At 76.2% G+C, this 16,404-nt stretch carries 10 protein-coding genes; 2 read left to right on the top strand and 8 right to left on the bottom strand.

The annotated features are described in order from the left end of the window. Positions 1 to 65: 65 nt before the first annotated feature. Positions 66 to 1,580 (bottom strand): hypothetical protein, encoded by a 1,515-nt coding sequence (locus tag AMPC_RS13465; RefSeq protein ID WP_248341794.1) that lies wholly within the window; start codon positions 1,578 to 1,580, stop codon positions 66 to 68. A 131-nt stretch (positions 1,581 to 1,711) separates the two neighbouring features. Between AMPC_RS13465 and AMPC_RS13470 the strand changes: the two genes are divergently transcribed. Further along, positions 1,712 to 3,322 (top strand): hypothetical protein, encoded by a 1,611-nt coding sequence (locus tag AMPC_RS13470; protein WP_248341795.1) that lies wholly within the window; start codon positions 1,712 to 1,714, stop codon positions 3,320 to 3,322. Positions 3,323 to 3,542: 220 nt separating this feature from the next. On the opposite strand, the gene AMPC_RS13475 is transcribed toward AMPC_RS13470, so the two are convergent. From AMPC_RS13475 to nifJ, 4 genes are all read right to left on the bottom strand, one after another. Further along, complete coding sequence (locus AMPC_RS13475) at positions 3,543 to 5,306, bottom strand: hypothetical protein (protein ID WP_248341796.1); 1,764 nt, start codon at positions 5,304 to 5,306, stop codon at positions 3,543 to 3,545. Then, entirely contained in the window at positions 5,303 to 5,806 is a 504-nt protein-coding gene (locus AMPC_RS13480) for a 2-oxoacid:acceptor oxidoreductase family protein (protein ID WP_248341797.1), read from the bottom strand. The genes AMPC_RS13475 and AMPC_RS13480 overlap by 4 nt, the downstream gene beginning before the upstream one ends. Further along, on the bottom strand, positions 5,803 to 7,494 hold the full coding sequence (locus tag AMPC_RS13485; RefSeq protein WP_248341798.1) for a thiamine pyrophosphate-dependent enzyme: 1,692 nt from the start codon (positions 7,492 to 7,494) through the stop codon (positions 5,803 to 5,805). The genes AMPC_RS13480 and AMPC_RS13485 overlap by 4 nt, the downstream gene beginning before the upstream one ends. Before the next feature lie 210 nt (positions 7,495 to 7,704). Beyond that, positions 7,705 to 11,298, bottom strand: a complete 3,594-nt coding sequence (nifJ, locus tag AMPC_RS13490) for a pyruvate:ferredoxin (flavodoxin) oxidoreductase (protein WP_248341799.1) — start codon at positions 11,296 to 11,298, stop codon at positions 7,705 to 7,707. A gap of 214 nt (positions 11,299 to 11,512) precedes the next feature. On the opposite strand from nifJ, the gene AMPC_RS13495 reads away from it, so the two are divergent. After that, complete coding sequence (locus tag AMPC_RS13495) at positions 11,513 to 13,228, top strand: CxxxxCH/CxxCH domain c-type cytochrome (RefSeq protein ID WP_248341800.1); 1,716 nt, start codon at positions 11,513 to 11,515, stop codon at positions 13,226 to 13,228. 16 nt (positions 13,229 to 13,244) lie between these two features. Here the strand turns inward: AMPC_RS13495 and rsfS are convergent, their stop codons facing one another. The 3 genes from rsfS to proB are packed head-to-tail and all read right to left on the bottom strand — an operon-like array spanning position 13,245 to position 16,354. After that, positions 13,245 to 13,919, bottom strand: a complete 675-nt coding sequence (gene rsfS, locus AMPC_RS13500) for a ribosome silencing factor (protein WP_248341801.1) — start codon at positions 13,917 to 13,919, stop codon at positions 13,245 to 13,247. Continuing rightward, positions 13,920 to 15,170 (bottom strand): glutamate-5-semialdehyde dehydrogenase, encoded by a 1,251-nt coding sequence (locus AMPC_RS13505; RefSeq protein ID WP_404800653.1) that lies wholly within the window; start codon positions 15,168 to 15,170, stop codon positions 13,920 to 13,922. Positions 15,171 to 15,202: 32 nt separating this feature from the next. Further along, entirely contained in the window at positions 15,203 to 16,354 is a 1,152-nt protein-coding gene (proB, locus tag AMPC_RS13510; RefSeq protein ID WP_248341803.1) for a glutamate 5-kinase, read from the bottom strand. Between the last annotated feature and the right edge of the window lie 50 nt (positions 16,355 to 16,404).

Consider the following 16,404-nt stretch of genomic DNA (forward strand, 5'->3'; position numbering starts at 1 on the left):
GGCGGGCGCAGGCGTCACGGCCGCGCCGAGCCCGGCGGGGCGGCGCGAGGCCCCGGCGGGCGCCGTCAGCGCCGCTCGTACCGCTGCGCGCAGAGCGGGCCTGCCAGGGCGGGCGGGCCGACCGGCTCGAAGCCGTCGAGCTCCGGGGGCGGGGGACGGCAGCCCGGGGCGAGGTCGAGCGCCTCGGGGTCGCCGCGCGCCGGGCGGCCGCGCCGGACGTCGAGCCGCACCCCCTGCTTCGCCGCCTCGAAGGCGAGGTCGAGGGCGCAGTCCTCGCGGAGCGGCGCCGGCGCGGCGTTGACGAGCGCGCCGTGCACCGGCGGCACGAGGCCGGAGAGCGTGACGCAGGCGTCCTGCACGGCGACGTCGCCGAAGCCGGCCGAGAGCGCCGCCGGCAGCCGCGCCGGGCTGAAGGCCGGGCCCGCGGCGGCGGCGAGGAGTCCCAGCATCGGCAGGGCCAGCGCCGCCCGGCCGACCGGGGGGAGCGGCTGGAGCGGCGCCGCGAGGAGGAGCGCCACGAGCGGCACGAGGACCAGCGCCGCCCGGGGCTCGCGCGCCCCGGCGCCGAGCGCGAGGGCGGCGAGCTCGGCCGCGCCGAAGGCGAGGAGCGGCAGCATCCGCCGGCGCGCCGCGGGCACGCGCAGGGCCGCGGTGAGCGCCGCCGCGAGCCCCAGCGCCACGGCGACCCGCGCCGGCCGCGGCGCTCCCTCCCGGAGCAGCGCGACCAGCGTCGCGCGGAGCGCGCCGAGGGGACCGGCCGCGGACGCGTCCCGGGGGGCGGCGAGGAGCGCGGCGACGCGCCAGGGCGGCAGGAGCGCCGCGAGCAGCATGGGCCCGGCGAGAGGGACCCCGAGCCGCCGCAGCCGGCGCGGGCCCCCCTTCCGCCAGGCGGCGGGCGGGAGCGCGGCCCCCTCGACGGCGAGGACCGAGAGGGCGAGGAGCGCGCCGTCGCGGGGGCTCGCGAGGAAGAGCGCGTTGGCGAGGAGCGCGAGCGGCCAGATCGGCGCCCCCGCGCCGCCGGCGCGGTACCGGCCCCAGGCGCCGAGCGCGCCGGCGAGGCAGAGCGCCGCGAGCACCTCGAGCCGGCCGCTCGCGGCGACGCCGAGGAGCCCGGCGTGGGCCAGGAGCGCGAGGGCGGCCACCCCCGCCGCGCCGAGCGGCTCGCGGGGCGCGAAGGCCCGGACCGCCCAGGCGAGCGCGAGCGGCAGCAGGGCGTAGAGCGCCACGTTCACCGCGCTCTCGGCGGCGGGAGACGGCCCGCCCAGGGCGAGCGCGGGCGCCGCGAGGAGGCGGCGCAGGGTGGGCCACGGCTCGGGCGCGAGGAGGAGCCGCCCGAGCTCGAGCAGCCGCAGGTGGCGCAGCGCCTCGGCGGCCGCGAGGTCGCCCGCCGCGCGCGCCGCCGCGCCCGGGCCGAGCGCGAGCCGGTTCTCGACGAGGGGGTAGGCCGCCCAGAGCCGGAGCGCCGCGAGGCCGCCGAGCAGGGCCGCCGCGCCGAGCGCCAGCCGGCCCTCGAGGCGCGGCGCCTCGCCGGGGGGCTCCCGCCCCCGCTCCCCGTCCGCCGCTTCGCGCGCCTCGCCCATCGCCGGGCGGAAGGTTACTCCGGGACCGGGCCGGGCGCCGTTCACCTCTCGAAGGGGGCTGGCCGCTCGCCCTGCCGCGACGGCGCGGATCTCGGCTGTCTCCGCTTTCGGCCGATGATAGGAAGTCCCCGATGCTGGCGCTGCTCTGGATCTTCCCCGCCCTGGCCGCCGCCGCGGCCGCGGCGCTCGTGGCGCGGCTCGACCGCGCCGGGCGCTGGGTGATCCTCGGCTTCGCGGCGCTCTTCGCCGCCTCGGCCCTGCTCTCGCCCGAGGCCTACGTCCACGATCACCTGACCCACTTCCGCCACGCCCGGGCGGTGCTGGACGACCCGCGCCTCCTGCTCCACACCTGGGACCGGCCGGCGTTCCTGCTGCTCTACGCCGCCCCGGCCCGCCTCGGGCTCCGCGCCGCCCGGCTCTTCAGCCTCGTGCCCGCCGCGGTCGCGATGGCGGCCACGATGCTCGCCGCCCGCCGGCTGGGGCTCGCCCGGCCCTGGCTCGCCGGCGTCTTCCTCGCCACGCAGCTCGACTTCTTCGGTCAGGCCTCCTCCACCATGACCGAGCTCCTCTTCGCCGCCGGCTTCGGCGTGGCGCTGCTCGGGCTCGCCGAGGACGCCCCGGCGCTCGCGGCGGCGGGGCTCGGGCTGGTGGGGATCTCGCGGCCGGAGGGGCCGCTCTTCGTCGCCCTGGGCGCGGCGCTGCTCGTCCAGCGCCGCCGCCTCGCCGCCGCCGCCGGCGCCTTCCTGCCCTTCGCCGCGTACCTCGCGGCGGGCGCGCTCGCGTACGGCGACCTGCTCTGGTTCGTGCACCTGAACGCCTACCAGGGCGGGAACGTGGCCCCGCGGCTCGAGCTGCGGCAGCTCTGGCGGAGCTACTTCTACACGGCGGCGGCGGAGACCCAGCCGGCGGTGCTCCTCGCCCTCGAGCTCGTGGCGCTGGCCGCCCTCGCCCGGCGGGACGCGGCGCGGCCGCGCTGGCTCGCCTGGGCGCTCGCGCCGCTCGCGGTGGAGTGGCTCCTCCTCACCTTCCTCCGGATCGGGCCCGCCGACTGGTGGCGCCAGAGCCGGTACCTGGTGTCGTTCGGCCCGGCGCTGGCGCTCCTCGCCTGCGAGGGGCTGGCGCGCCTCGAGCGCTGGCTGCCGGCGGCGGCGCCCCGGCTCGCGGTGGCGCTGGCCGGCGCGAGCGCGGCGGCGACGCTGCTCGACCGCCGGCGGCTCCCCGGGGTCCACGGCCCGGCGCTCGCGGGGGCGGTGCTCCTGGCGGTGCTGGCGCTCACCGCGGTCCTGGTCCTCGCCCACCGCCGCGTCCCGCCGCTCGCCGCGCTCACCGGGCTCCTGGTCCTCCCGCTCGCGCTCGCGCCGCCCGGCGCCTTCGCCCGGCACCGGCCCATCCCCGGCGAGCGGCTCGACCTGGCGGCGGCCCGCTGGCTCGTGGCCCGCCGGCCGCCCCCGCCGGTGGTGGGCTTCGACTCGCCCGCGCTCGAGCCGGCCTGCGCCGCCGAGCTCGCCGACCCCTGCCCGCTGCCGCTCGGCCCGGTCCGGCTCGACGACGCGCCGCCGGGCGCGCTCTTCGTGAAGCAGTTCGCCGAGGGGGCGCCGGCCGAGCCGCCGCCGCCGGGCTGGCGCGAGGTCTGGACCGGCGTGGACGGGCGCGTGCGCGGGCCGCAGCTCTCGCCGCGCTGGGTGGAGACGCGGGCGACCATCTGGGAGCGGGTCGGGCCGGGGACGCAGGCGGCGCGCTGAGCGGGCCGCTCGGACCCGCTGGCCGCCCCTCCCCTGCCCTCCCCGCCCGAGCGGGGAGGGAGTGCAGCGAGGCACTCCTCGCGGCGTGCGCCAGGGATTCCAGCGAGGCACTCCTCGCGGCGTGCGCCAGGGATTCCAGCGAGGGGCTCCTCGCGGCGAGCCCGGCGGTCCCCTCTTCCCCTCTCCCGCGGAGCGGGGGAGGGCCAGGGAGGGGCGCGGCTCACCTCCGGTAGCGCCGCGCGCAGACCCCGCGATCCAGCGCCGCCGGCCCGTCCGGCCGGAACCCGGCGAGCGCGGGCGGCGTGCGGCTGCAGTCGTGGCCGACCTGGATCGCCTCGCGGTCGGCGGGCGCCGGGCGATCGCGCTCGGCGTCGTACGGCGCGCCGCGGCGCCGCGCCTCGGCGAAGAACGCGAGCGCGCAGTCCTGCCGCCAGGGCACGGCGGTCTCGTTCACGAGGAACCCGCCCGCGGGCGGCACGGCCCGAGCGACGGCGGCGCAGCCGGCGCCGATCTCCTCGAGGTTGAACCCCGGCGAGAGGAGCGCCTCGAGCCGGGGCGCGCGCCAGCGCGGGGCGGCCCCGGCGAGCGCGAGGGCGAGGAGCCCCACGCCGGCGGCGCGGCCGGCGAGCGGCGGCAGGAGCGAGAGCGCCGCCGGGGCCGCGGCGGCGAGCGCCGGCGCGAGGTTGAGCGAGAAGCGGGCCTGGTAGTTGGCGCGGGTGCCGAGCCCGAGCGCCGCGAGCTCCACCGCGGCGAGCGCCGCGACGGGCGCGAGCCGCCGCCGCAGCTCCGGGCGGAGCGCCGCGCCCGCCGCGGCCGCGCCGAGCCCGAGCAGCAGCCCGGCCCGCGCCGGCCCGCCGAACCCCTCGACCACCGCCCGCGCGTGGAAGGCAAGCCCGCCGAGCGGCCCGAGCCGCGCGGCGCCGCCGGGCTCGAAGGTGGTGGAGGTGACGAGCATGGTCCGCAGGCGCCAGGTGAACGGCACGAGGGTCCAGGCCGCCATGGGCAGGGCCAGCCAGACCACGAGCCCGCGCAGCCGGCGCGGCACCTCGCGCCGCAGCAGCGCCCGCGAGCGCCAGAGCTCCAGGCCGCCGCCGGCGAGGAGCGCGAACGCGGCCCAGAAGACCGGCCCGTCGGCGGTCCGGGCGATCACGTGCAGGCCGAGGACCGTGGCCTCGACACCGCCGGTCGCCGCCACCACCGCGGCCGCGAGGGCGCAGGCGAGCGCGGCGGCCGCGAAGGCGGCGAAGGCGCGCCGGCGCAGGGCGGTGAGGAGCGCCCGGGCGGCGCTCGCCCGGGCCGCGCCGTCGAGCCCGGCCACCTCGACCGCGAGCGCGGCGAGCGCGAGGAAGATCCCGTGCTGCCACTTCGCGTGGAAGAGGAGGTTGCCGGCGAGCGCCAGCGGCCAGAGCCGCGCGCCCGCGCCGCCGTCGCGCAGCCGGACCCAGGCGAGGAGCGCGACGGTGGTGAGGAGCGCGGAGAGCGGCTCCAGCATGGGCGTCGCCGCGTACCCGAGCAGCCCCTCGTGCGCCGCGACCAGCGCGGCGGCGGCGGCCCCGGCGAGGAGCGGGCGCGCCGGCGCGAGCGCCGCGGCGAGCAGGAAGGTCGCGCCGAGGAGCGCGCCGGAGAAGGCGCAGGAGAGGAGCCCCTCGACCGCGAAGGACGGGCCGGTGACGGCGAGGAGCGGCGCCGCCAGGGCCATCCGCAGCGTGGGCCAGGTCTCGGGGCCGGCCAGGAGCCGCAGCAGCGTGAGCGGCCGCAGCTCGCGGAGCGCCTGCGCCGCCTCGAGGTTGAGCACGGCGCGCCGGGCGGCGTCCCAGCCCAGGGAGGCGCGGTTCGGCACCTCGCCCCAGGCGAGGGCCAGCCGGGCGGCGCCGGCGAGGGCGAGGAGCGCCGCCGCCGCGAGCGCGCGCCGCGGCAGGCCAGGCGCGCCGCGCGGGGCCGGGTCCGCCGCCGGCCGGGCCGCCGCCGGCTCGGCCAGGCTCACGCCGTCCGCGCCCGGGCCGCGGCCGCGCCGGCGGCCCGCCCGGCCGCGAAGGCCGCCTCGTTGACCGCGTGGAGCCGCTCCGGCAGCGCGGCGCGCACCGCCTCGAGGAAGAGCGCCTCGGGCAGGTCGAGGTGCGCCGAGAGCGCGCCGAGCAGCGCCACGTTCAGGCTGCGCTTGTTCGCGAGCTGGTCCTCGGGGACCAGGTCGGGGGCGAGCAGGACGCCGCCGGCCCGGAGCGAGGGGCGGTTCACCTCCACCTCGGAGGGCGCGAGCACCAGGAGGAAGTCGGCCTCGCCCGGCGGCACCATGGGCGAGAGCACCTCCTCGCCGAAGCGGACGTCGCTCGACACCGAGCCGCCGCGCTGGCTCATGCCGTGGACCTCCGCCTTCTTCACGTCGAGCCCGGCGCGCAGGGCGACGTCCGCGAGGATGTCGGAGGCCTTGATCACGCCCTGGCCGCCGAGCCCGGCGACGATGACGTTGGTCACGGTGGGCTTCACTGGGCGGCCCCCTCTCCCTCGCCCTCGCCCCCGCTGGGGGAGAGGGGATCCGGCGCGCAGCCGAGGCACGCGGCCGCGCAGGCGCTCGCGGCCCGCTTCGCCTCGGCCGCCTTCTCCCACTTGCGGATCTCGGGCGCCGCCAGGATGCAGGGGCGGCGCGCCACGATGAGCGACAGCGCGGTCTCGCCGAGCCGCCGGCGCAGGAGCGCCTCGAAGCCGGCCGGATCGGCCACCGGGTCCACCACGTCCACGTTCGCGACCCCCATGGCGCGGGCGACCCCCTCGATGGAGAGGCGCCCGGTCGGCTCGTGCTCGAGGGTGCGGCCGGTGCCCGGGTGCTCCTGCTGGCCGGTCATGGCGGTGGTGCCGTTGTCGAGCACCAGCACCACGTGGCCGGTCGGCGGCGGGTTGTAGACCATCTCGGCCACGCCGGTGAGCCCGGAGTGGACGAAGGTGGAGTCGCCGATCACCGAGACCACCCGCCGCGCCTCCGCCTCGGGGAGCGCGTGGCGCAGGCCGAGGCCGACGCCGAGCGCGGCGCCCATGTCCACGAGCGTGTCCATGGCCTGGTAGGGCGGGAGCACGCCGAGCGAGTAGCAGCCGATGTCGCCCGCCACGATGCAGTCGAGCTTCTGGAGCGTGCCGTAGACCGGGTGGTAGGGGCAGGCGGGGCAGAGCTCCGGCGGCTTGCCGCGCGGGGGCGCGGGCTCGGGGCGGGCGTCCCCGGCGAGGATGCGCCGGACGCGGTCCACGTTGAGCTCGCCGAAGCGGAAGGGCTCGGCCTTGCCCTCCACCTGGATCCCGGCGGCCCGCAGCGCCTCGACGAGGCACGGATCGCCCTCCTCGACCACCACGCACCGGTCCACGCTGTCGGCGAAGGCGCGCACCCTGGCGAGCGGGAGCGGGTGGACCATCCCCAGCTTGAGGACGCTCGCGTCGGGGGCGGCCTCGCGCACGTGCAGGTAGGAGACGCCGGCGGTGATGACGCCGAGCCGCGGGTCGCCGCGATCGACGCGGGTGAGGGGCGCCGACTCGGCCCAGTCGGCGAGCGCGGCGAGCTTCTCGCGCAGCCGCCGGTGGGCGGGGCGGGCGTAGGCCGGGATCATCACCCGGCCGGCGATGTCGCGACGGAACCGCTCCGGGCGCGGCGCGGGCACGGCGGGGCGGCGCTGCAGGATCGACTTGCCGTGGCAGACGCGGGTGGTCATCCGGAGCAGCACCGGCAGCTTGAACCGCTCCGAGAGCTCGATGGCCGCGAGGGTGAGGTCGTAGGCCTCCTGCGAGTCGGAGGGCTCGAGCGCGGGCAGGCCGGCGGCCACCGCGTAGCGCCGGTTGTCCTGCTCGTTCTGCGAGGAGGCCATGCCCGGGTCGTCGGCCGAGACCACCACCAGCGCGCCGTCCACGCCGGTGTAGGCGGCGGTGAAGAGCGGGTCGGCGGCCACGTTCAGGCCCACGTGCTTCATGGTCACGAGGGTGCGGGCGCCGGCGTAGGCGACGCCCAGGCCGACCTCGAGGGCCACCTTCTCGTTCGGCGCCCACTGCGCCTTGCCGCCGGCGGCGTCGAAGGCCTCGAGGATCTCGGTGGAGGGGGTGCCCGGGTAGCCGGTGCCGAGCGCGACCCCGGCGTCGAGGGCCGCGAGCGCCACCGCCTCGTCGCCGCTCGCGAGCGTTCTCTCTGGGAGGGACATGGAGGCCGTGAGTGTAGCGGGTCCGGGGCGCGACCGGGAGGGGCGCTGGTAGCGCGGGGCCGCTGGCCGCCCCTCCCCGCCCCTCCCCACGCCGTGGGGAGGGAGAGACCTCCGGGACGCCTTCGATGGCGACGCGGGGACCCCTCCTCCCCTCCCCCGCGGAGCGGGGGAGGGACAGGGAGGGGGTGAAACGTGAAGCGTCCGGCGGCGCTACGCCTTCGGCGCCCCGTTGGCCTTGCCGGGGACCAGGTTCTCGGGGTGCAGCGCGCGGGCGAGCTGCTCGTAGAGCGCGTACCGCTCCCGGACCTGCTTCTGCGCCTCGGCGATGAAGTGGTCGAACGCCGCCGGGTTGGCCTGCTGCACCTGGCGGTACCGGTTCTCGTTCGACACGTAGTCGAGGAGCGTGGTCTTGGGCGCGCCCGAGTCGAGCTTGAGCGGGCTCTCGCCCTGGGCGGTGCGGCGCGGGTCGAAGCGGAAGAGCGGCCAGTAGCCGGAGCTCACCGCGGCGGTCTGCTGCTCGAGCCCGAGCCCCATGTCGTAGCCGTGCGCGATGCAGTGGCTGTACGCGATGACGAGCGAGGTGCCGGGGAAGGCGTCGGCCTCGCGGAGCGCGTTGATGGTCTGCGCGTCCTTCGCGCCCATGGCCACCCGGGCCACGTACGCGTTGCCGTAGGTCATCGCCATCATGGCGAGGTCCTTCTTGGCGAGGGCCTTGCCGGAGGTGGCGAACTTGGCCGCGGCGCCCATGGGCGTGGCCTTGGAGGCCTGGCCGCCGGTGTTCGAGTAGACCTCGGTGTCGAGCACCAGGATGTTCACCTTCTTGCCCTGGGCGAGCACGTGGTCGAGGCCGCCGTAGCCGATGTCGTAGGCCCAGCCGTCGCCGCCCACGATCCAGACGCTCTTCTTCACGAGGTAGTCGGCGAGCACGAGGAGCCGCCGCGCGTCGGGCTCGGCCAGCCCGGCGAGCTTCTCCTTCAGCGCCTTCACCCGCTCGCGCTGCGCCGCGATGCCGGCCTCGGTGGACTGGTCGGCCTGGACGAGCCCGTCCACGAGCGCGTCGCCGAGCGCCGGCGCGAGCCGCTTCAGGAGCTCCGTCGCGTACTCGGACTGCTTGTCCACCGCGAGCCGGAGGCCGAAGCCGAACTCGGCGTTGTCCTCGAAGAGCGAGTTGGCCCAGGCCGGGCCGCGGCCGCTGACGTCGGTGGTGTACGGGGTGGTCGGGAGGTTCGCGCCGTAGATCGACGAGCAGCCGGTGGCGTTGGCGATGAGCATCCGGTCGCCGTAGAGCTGCGTCAGGACCTTGAGGTACGGCGTCTCGCCGCAGCCGGAGCAGGCCCCCGAGAACTCGAAGAGCGGCTCGAGGAACTGCGTGCCCTTCACGTCGAGCTTGAGCTTGGTCCGATCGGCGTCGGGGATGCCGAGGAAGAACTCGAAGTTCTTCTTCTCCTGCTCGCGGAGCGGCGGCATCGGCACGAGGTCGAGCGCCTTGTGGCCGGCCTGGGTCTTCGACTCGGCCGGGCAGATGGCGACGCAGAGGTTGCAGCCGGTGCAGTCCTCGGGCGCCACCTGGATGGTGTACTTGGCGCCCTTCACCTCGGCGCTCTTGAAGTCCATCGCCTTGAACGCCGCCGGGGCGGAGGCGAGCGCGTCGGCCGGGTAGAACTTGGCGCGGATGGCGGCGTGCGGGCAGATGAGCGCGCACTTGTTGCACTGGATGCAGAGCGAGGAGTCCCAGGTCGGGATGTCGAGGGCGATGCTCCGCTTCTCCCAGCGCGTGGTGCCCATCGGCCAGGTGCCGTCCACCGGGAAGGCCGAGACCGGGAGGAGGTCGCCCTTGCCGGCCATCATGAGCGAGGTGACCCGCTTCACGAACTCGGGGGCCGCCTCGGAGACCGCCGGCGGGCGCGGCGCGCCGCCGAGCCGCTTCGGCACCTCCACCGGGTAGAGGTGGGCGAGGGTCTGGTCCACCGCCTCGAAGTTCTTCTGCACCACCTCGGCGCCCTTGCGCGAGTAGGTCTTCTCGATCGCCTTCTTGATGTGGGCGATCGCCTCCTCGCGCGGGAGCACGCCGGAGATGGCGAAGAAGCAGGTCTGCATGATGGTGTTGATGCGCACCCCCATGCCGGTCTTCTTGGCCACGTCGTAGGCGTCGATGACGTAGAGCTTGAGGTGCTTCTCGAGGAGCTGCTGCTGCACCTCGAGCGGCAGGTGGTCCCACACCTCCGCGGGCCCGTGCGCCGTGTTGAGGAGGAAGGTCGCGCCCGGCGCCGCCAGCTCGAGCATCTCGTACTTCTCGAGGAACTGGGACTGGTGGCAGGCGACGAAGTTGGCCTTGGAGACGAGGTAGGCCGAGTGGATCGGCCTCGGCCCGAAGCGCAGGTGGCTGATGGTCACCGACCCGGACTTCTTCGAGTCGTAGACGAAGTAGCCCTGCGCCCAGTTGTCGGTGTCCTCGCCGATGATCTTGATCGAGTTCTTGTTCGCGCCCACGGTGCCGTCGGCGCCGAGGCCGAAGAAGACGGCGCGGACCACCGCGTCGGGCTCGATGTCGAAGGTCGGGTCCCAGGGGAGCGAGAGCTTCGTGACGTCGTCGTTGATGCCGACGGTGAAGTGCCGGTGCGGGCGGTGCTTCGCGAGGTCGTCGTAGACGGCCTTCACCATCGCCGGCGTGAACTCCTTGGAGGAGAGGCCGTAGCGGCCGCCGGTGACCACGATCTCGTGGTGGAAGCGGTCGATGTGGGCCTGCTGCGCCTCGCGGAGCGCGGTGACCACGTCCTGGTAGAGCGGCTCGCCGATGGCGCCCGGCTCCTTGGTCCGGTCGAGGACGGCGATGCTCTGGGTGGTGCGCGGCAGCGCCTTCATGAAGTCGCCCACCGCGAACGGCCGGTAGAGCCGCACCTTCACCAGGCCGACCTTCTCGCCCCTGGCGACCAGCCAGTCGATGGTCTCCTGGATGGTCTCGCAGGCCGAGCCCATCGCCACCACCACCCGCTCCGCCTCCGGGTGGCCGTAATACTCGAAGAGCCGGTACTGGCGGCCGGTGAGCTCCGCGAAGGCGTCCATCGCCGCCTGCACCGCGTCGGGGCAGTCGAGGTAGTAGCCGTTGCAGGCCTCGCGGGCCTGGAAGAACGCGTCGGGGTTCTGGGCGGTGCCGCGGACCACCGGCGCCTCCGGCGAGAGCGCGCGGGCGCGGTGCGCCGCCACCAGCTCGTCGGTGATGAGCGCGCGGAGGTCGTCGTCCTCGAGCAGCTCGATCTTCGAGACCTCGTGCGAGGTGCGGAAGCCGTCGAAGAAGTGGAGGAAGGGCACGCGCGACACGAGCGAGGCGCGCTGCGCGATGAGCGCGAAGTCGTGCGCCTCCTGCACCGACGCGGAGGAGAGGAGCGCGAAGCCGGTCTGGCGCACCGCCATCACGTCGGAGTGGTCGCCGAAGATCGAGAGCGCGTGCGTCGCCACCGTGCGCGCCGACACGTGCATGCAGAACGGGGTGAGCTCGCCCGCGATCTTGTACATGTTGGGGATCATGAGCAGCAGCCCCTGCGACGCCGTGAAGGTCGTCGTCAGGGCGCCGGCCTGCAGCGCGCCGTGGACCGCGCCCGCGGCGCCGCCCTCCGACTGCATCTCGGAGACGCTCGGCACCGAGCCCCAGATGTTCTTCCTGCCCTTCGACGACCACTCGTCGGCCCACTCGCCCATGTTGGAGGAGGGCGTGATCGGGTAGATCGCGATCACCTCGTTGATGCGGTGGGCGACCGAGGCGACCGCCTCGTTCCCGTCCATCGTCACCATGCGCCGCTTCGACATGCTGGCCTCCTCGAGAGTGGGCGGCCACCGGGCCGTGACAGCTAAACGGCGGATTACAGGATGGATATTCCCTGTGGTGGACCGAGGGTTGGCGAGTGTAGCAGAGCGGAGCCCGGGATCGGCAAGGCGCGAGGGGCGGAAAGGAGGGCCGCTCCGGCGTGGGCTGATGTAGGTCAAGGAAGCACACGCGCCGACCGCGCCAGGATCCCGCGGCATGTCACGCTGCGTCATCGTCGCCGCGCTCGCCTGCTCTGCCGCCCTCCTCGCCTGCGGCAGCGGGCGCCACGCCGAGAGCGCCGGCGGTGCCCAGGGCGCCTGCGAGCGCTGCCACGGCGACGGGACCACCTCCCCGGTGTTCGGGCTCTCCAACACCTCCGACCCGCGCGTCGGCGCGCACCTCGCCCACGTGCAGGACGGCCCCGTCCGCCAGGGGCTCGGCTGCGACGCCTGCCACGCGGTGCCGCACGCCGTCGGCGACCCGGGCCACTTCAGCGGCACGGGGCTCCTCGCCTTCGGCCCGCTCGCGACCGCCAACGGGAGGCTGACGCCCCGCTTCCTCCCCGGCGACGCGAGCACGCCGCCGTCCTGCAGCCAGGTCTACTGCCACGGCGCCACGCTGCAGGGCGGCCGCTTCACGCAGCCGGTCTGGACGCGGGTGGACGGCGCGCAGTCGGCCTGCGACGCCTGCCACGGCTACCCGCCCCCGCCGCCGCACCTCGCGGCCACCCGCTGCGAGGGGTGCCACGGCCGCACCGTCCGCCCGGACGGCACCGTCGACGTGGCGGGCGGGTATCACGTGAACGGCCGGCTCGACGTCACCTTCAGCGCCGACGTGCCCTGCGGCGGCTGCCACGAGGTCCCGCCGGCCACCGGCTCGCACGCGGTCCACTTCGCCCTGCAGGGCGCGCCGCCCGTCGCCACCTACGGCGACCTGCGGATCCTCCAGGACTACGCGCCGCAGGGCGGTCCGGGCTACGCCTTCGGCTGCGGCAACTGCCACCCGCTCGACGCGGCCAAGCACGGCGACGGCGCGGTGGAGGTGGAGCTCCACGACCCCGCCGCGCCGGCCGGGAGCCTCAAGGCGCGCAACGGCCCCGGGGCCACCTACGCCGCCGACCGGACCTGCGGGCAGGTCTACTGCCACGGCTCCGGCCAGGACGCGCCCGCGTTCCAGCCGACGCCGGCCTGGGACTCCGGCGCGCGGCTCGGCTGCGACGGCTGCCACGGCAACCCGCCGCGCTACCCGAGCGGCGGGGCCGGCACCGCCACCGCCAACAGCCACCTCGTGCTCGGCGACGACGGGTGGGAGCTGGGCCACTTCCTCGGGATGCCGGGCGCGTGGCACCCCGGCGGCACCAAGCACGGCGGCGCGCTCGCGGCCGGGCAGGACGCGGCCCCCATCACCTGCCAGGCCTGCCACGCCGGGACGGTGGACCCGGGCCACACCGGCCCGTCGGGCTTCTACTGGCTCGACACGAGCGGCAGCTACCAGCTGCCCGGCGGCGACCCGGCCCGCCTCACCACCCGCACCTACGCCGACCTCGCCTGCACCGCCTGCCACGGCACGGCGGGCGGGCCCGCGGCCGAGGGCGGCGCGGTGCTCCCGCGCCTGCACGTGAACGGCCGGCGCGACGTGGTCTTCGACGCGCGCACCGCGCTCCCGGGGAGCATCCCCTGGCTGCCCGCCGCGCCCGACCGGCCCACCCGGCCGTACTGGGTGACGAGCGCGGCCACGCTGGTGGACCCGGCGCAGGTGCCGGGCGCGGTGATGGACGGCACCACGCTCTCCGTCCACCTCGCCGACGCGCGCTGGGACCCGGCGACGAAGACCTGCACGTCGGTGGGGTGCCACCTCGCGCAGACCTCGGTGCGCTGGGGCACGACGCCCGTGGGGAGCGCCACCTGCGGCGCCTGCCACGGGCTGCCGTGAGCGGCCCGGGCCGCGCCTACCCCTCGACCGGGAACCGCGGCGCGTCGGCCCAGAGCCCCTCGAGGTCGTAGAACTGCCGCGCCTCGCGGCTGAACACGTGGGCCACCACGTCGCCGTAGTCGATGAGCACCCAGCGGCCGCCGGAGTAGCCCTCCGAGCCCACCTTGCTCTGCCCCGCGGCCTTGAGCTTCTCGTCGATGGCGTCGGCGATCGCGCCCGCCTGCCGGTCGCTGTCGGCGGTCATGAGCACGAACCAGTCGGCGTAGCTCGTGAGCCCGCGGACGTCGAGGAGGAGCACCTCGTTCGCCTTCTTGTCGAGGCCGGCCTGCGCGATCACCATGGCGGTGTCGCGGGCCGGATCGGGGCGGGCCTCCTCCTGCGGCGCGGCCTGCGCGGCGGCGGCGACGGCCTCCGACGGCTCCGGCGCCTCGAGCGCCCGGCGCTGCCGCCCGCCGAGCGGGGCGACCTTGGCGGCCTTCTTCGGCTTGCGGGTGGTGCCGACGGCGTCGGGCTTCTCCGCCTTGAAGCGCTTGGCCGGCTTGGCGCCGCGCCCGCGGTTCGCCGGGCTGGCGCGCGAGAGGTCGCGCTTCTTCGCGGCCGGCTTGCGGGCCGGCTTCTTCGCGTCGGGCCTGCGGGCCGGCTTGAGCTTCCTCTTGGCAGGGGCCTTCTTCGCGGTCTTCTTCGTCGCCATCTAGATCCTCACTTGTCCTTCGCCCTGCACGACGTACTTCTGCGCCGTCAGCTCCTGCAAGCCCATCGGTCCGAAGGCGTGCAGCTTGGTGGTGGAGATGCCGATCTCGGCGCCGAGCCCGAGCTCGCCGCCGTCGTTGAAGCGGGTGGAGGCGTTCACCACCACCGCGCTCGCGGTGACCTCGCGCTCGAACCGCCGGGCGCTGTCGAGGTCGCGGGTGACGATCGCCTCGGTGTGGAGCGAGCCGTAGCGCGCGATGTGGTCGAGCGCGCCGTCGAGGTTCGGGACCACCCGTACCGCGAGCACGAGGTCGAGGAACTCGCGCCCGAAGTCGTCCGGCGCGGCCGCCTTCGCCTTCACGCCGGCGCGGGTCAGCACCGCGAGCGAGGCCGGGTCGCAGCGCAGCTCCACGCCGGCCTTGGCGAGCGCGCCGCCCACCGCGGGCAGGAGCTTCGCCGCCGCCCCCCGGTGCACGAGCAGGCACTCGAGCGCGTTGCAGACGCCGGGGCGCTGCACCTTGCCGTTGAGGGCGATGGCCACCGCCTTCTCCACCGGCGCCGACTGGTCGAGGAAGAGGTGGCAGACGCCCTGGTAGTGCTTCACCACCGGCACGCGCGAGCGCTCGGCCACGGCGCGGATGAGCGACGGCCCGCCGCGCGGGATGGCGAGGTCGATGAGGTCGTCGAGCGCGAGGAGCGCGAAGGTGGCCTCGCGGTCGGGCGTCGGGACCACCTGCACGGCGGCGCGCGGCAGCCCGGCCCTGGCGAGCCCGTCGGCGAAGGCGTCGGCGAGCGCGAGGGAGGAGTGGAGCGCGTCGGAGCCGGGCCGGAGGATCGCGGCGTTGCCGCTCTTGAGGCAGAGGCCGGCCGCGTCGGTGGTCACGTTGGGGCGGGCCTCGTAGACCATCAGCACCACGCCGAGCGGGATGCGGACCTTCCTGATGGCGAGCCCGTTCGGGCGGCTCCAGCTGGCGGTCACCTCGCCCACCGGATCGGGGAGGCGGGCCACCTCGCGCAGCGCGCCGGCGATGCCCTCGAGCCGCTTCGGGTCGAGCGCGAGCCGGTCGAGGTAGGCGGCGTTCTGGCCCGCCTTCTTCGCCGCGGCGAGGTCGTGCTTGTTGGCGGCGAGGATGCCGCGGCTGCGCCGGATCACCGCGTCGGCGGCGGCCAGGAGCGCGGCGTTCTTCCTCGCGGTGGGCGCGCGCGAGAGCTCGCGGGCGGCCTCCTTCGCCGCGACCGCCAGGGCCCGCATCCGCTCCGCGATCGACGCGGGCTCGCGCTTCTTCACCGCCGTGCCTCCGCCTCTTCCTCTTCGAGGAGCACCAGGTCGTTCCGGTGCACCACCTCGTCGAGGTACTTATAGCCGAGCGCCCGCTCGATCTCGCCCGATTTCAGGCCCGCGATCCGGCGCACCTCGTCGGCGCCGTAGCCGGCGAGCCCGCGGGCGAAGGGGCGGCCGTCGCGGACGGCGATGTCCACCGGATCGCCCACGCGGAAGTGGCCCGCCACCGCCTTCACGCCGGAGGGGAGCAGGCTCTTGCCCCGCTGCTCGAGCGCGCGGCGGGCGCCGTCGTCCACCAGCAGCACGCCGCGCCCCTTGGCCGCCGAGAGGAGCCAGCCCTTGCGCCGGGAGAGCTGCTCCACCGCCGGGGTGAAGAAGGTGCCCACCGGCTCGCCGGCGAGGAGCGCCGCGAGCGCGCCCGGCGCGCGGCCGGAGAGGAGCGCGGTGGCGGTGCCCTGCGAGGCGAGCCGCTTCGCCGCCTTCACCTTGGTGATCATCCCGCCGGTGCTCCGCTCGGTGCCCGCCCCGCCCGCCATCCGCTCCACCTCGGCGGTGATGCGCGGCACGTCGCGCAGCGCCCGCGCCCCCGGCTCGCGCGGGTCGCGGTCGTACATGGCGTCCACGTCGGTGAGCATGACCACCAGGTCGGCCTCGACGCAGGTGGCGACCAGGCCGGCCAGCGAATCGTTGTCGCCCACCTTGATCTCCTCCACCGCCACGGTGTCGTTCTCGTTGACCACCGGCAGCACGCCCAGCTCGAGGAGCCGGCTGAAGGTGCGGCGCGCGTTGAGGAAGCGCTTGCGGCTCGCGAGGTCGTCGGCGGTGAGGAGCACCTGCGCCACCTGGAGGCCGTGCGGGGCGAGCGCCTCGCGCCAGGCGCGCATGAGGTGCGGCTGGCCGGCCGCGGCGCAGGCCTGCTTGGTGGCCATGTCCCAGGGCTTGCCCTTGGTGCGGACGAGCCCGAGCTCCCGCGCGCCGAAGGCGATGGCCGCCGAGGAGACCAGCACCACCGGCCGCGCCCGCGCCGCGTGGGCCAGCTCCGCCCCGAGCCGGGCGCAGTTCTGCCGGTCGAACCCGCCGTCCGGGGTGGTGAGCGTGCCGGTGCCGACCTTCACCACGAGCCGCTTCGTCTTCGAGAGCTGGGACCGCTGCACCCGCCGCACTCTAGACGACCCCTCGGGATTCCGGAACTGCCCTCCCCCCG

This window comes from Anaeromyxobacter paludicola (genome assembly GCF_023169965.1).
In the GTDB taxonomy this organism is placed as follows: domain Bacteria; phylum Myxococcota; class Myxococcia; order Myxococcales; family Anaeromyxobacteraceae; genus Anaeromyxobacter_B; species Anaeromyxobacter_B paludicola.

Excerpts from the sequence above, each read along its gene's own strand:
- AMPC_RS13465 (WP_248341794.1), bottom strand. The coding sequence starts at position 1,580 with ATGGGCGAGGCGCGCGAAGCGGCGGACGGGGAGCGGGGGCGGGAGCCC.
- AMPC_RS13470 (WP_248341795.1), top strand. The coding sequence starts at position 1,712 with ATGCTGGCGCTGCTCTGGATCTTCCCCGCCCTGGCCGCCGCCGCGGCC.
- AMPC_RS13485 (WP_248341798.1), bottom strand. The coding sequence starts at position 7,494 with ATGTCCCTCCCAGAGAGAACGCTCGCGAGCGGCGACGAGGCGGTGGCG.
- nifJ (WP_248341799.1), bottom strand. The coding sequence starts at position 11,298 with ATGTCGAAGCGGCGCATGGTGACGATGGACGGGAACGAGGCGGTCGCC.
- AMPC_RS13495 (WP_248341800.1), top strand. The coding sequence starts at position 11,513 with ATGTCACGCTGCGTCATCGTCGCCGCGCTCGCCTGCTCTGCCGCCCTC.
- rsfS (WP_248341801.1), bottom strand. The coding sequence starts at position 13,919 with ATGGCGACGAAGAAGACCGCGAAGAAGGCCCCTGCCAAGAGGAAGCTC.
- AMPC_RS13505 (WP_404800653.1), bottom strand. The coding sequence starts at position 15,170 with ATGCGGGCCCTGGCGGTCGCGGCGAAGGAGGCCGCCCGCGAGCTCTCG.